Source organism: Frankia sp. Hr75.2 (assembly GCF_949319125.1).
Taxonomy (GTDB): Bacteria; Actinomycetota; Actinomycetes; order Frankiales; family Frankiaceae; genus Parafrankia; species Parafrankia soli.
In genome coordinates this window covers 1-804 of the sequence record NZ_CASGGV010000202.1, presented here as the reverse complement: position 1 = coordinate 804, position 804 = coordinate 1, and the positions used below count along the sequence as shown (strand labels likewise).

General features: G+C 71.1%; 2 protein-coding genes. Both read right to left on the bottom strand.

Annotated features, from left to right (window positions below; all coding sequences use genetic code 11):
* Nucleotides 1-584: acyl-CoA dehydrogenase family protein (locus tag AC559T_RS15010; RefSeq protein WP_498869121.1), on the bottom strand; the 584-nt coding region annotated here is incomplete at its 3' end.
* A 2-nt stretch (nucleotides 585-586) separates the two neighbouring features.
* On the bottom strand, nucleotides 587-804 hold a 218-nt coding region (locus tag AC559T_RS15005; protein WP_498869120.1), incomplete at its 5' end, for an acyl-CoA dehydrogenase family protein.

Here is an 804-nt window from a genome sequence, read left to right as displayed (position 1 = left end):
ATGTCGTCGGTGGCGGTGGTTGCCGCGGTGGTGGTGGCGGTGTGGAGGGTCGCTTCGGCGCCGTCGAGGGCGACGAGGGTTTCGGCGAGGCGGTGGCGGACGGCCTGGAAGGAGGCGATGGGCCGGCCGAACTGGGTGCGGGCGAGGGCGTGTTCGCGGGTGAGGGCGAGCATGGTGCGGCCGGTGCCCAGGAGCCACCAGCCCAGGGCTCGTTGTCCGGCGGCGAGGGGCAGGTTCGGGTCGCCGGTGCTGGTGGTGTGTAGCGGGAGCGCGGGGTCGATCACGCTGGGCTGGCTGGGGTCGGTGCGTTCCCAGGTGAGCCAGGTGCCGCCGGTGTAGGGCAGGGGGAGGGTGCCACCGAGGGGTTGTCCGGTGGCGTGCAGGAGGACGTCGTTGAGGATGGGGGCGTGTGCGCCGGTTTCGCCGAGGAGGGTGAACACGACGGGGATGGCGGTGTCGGGTTCCTCGGTGAGGAGTTCGGGCCAGCCGAGGTCGGTGAGGGCGGTGTCGAGGGCGGCGCCGGTGGTGCCGGTCATGGCCTTGCGGAAGGTCTCGGTGAGGAGTTCGCGTTCGGCGGCGTCCATGGTTATTCCTTGCCGAGGTCGAGGAGTCGGCGGGCGATGATGTTCCGCTGGATCTCGGCGGTTCCGCCGTAGATGGTGGCGGCGCGGGAGTAGAGGTACTCGGAGCGCCAGCGGGTGTCGGTGAGTTCGATGGTGCCCGGGAGCAGGTCGCGGGCGGTGTCGTACAGGCGTTGCTCGGCGGTGGCGAGCAGCACCTTGTCGATCGACGTCTCCGGCCCGA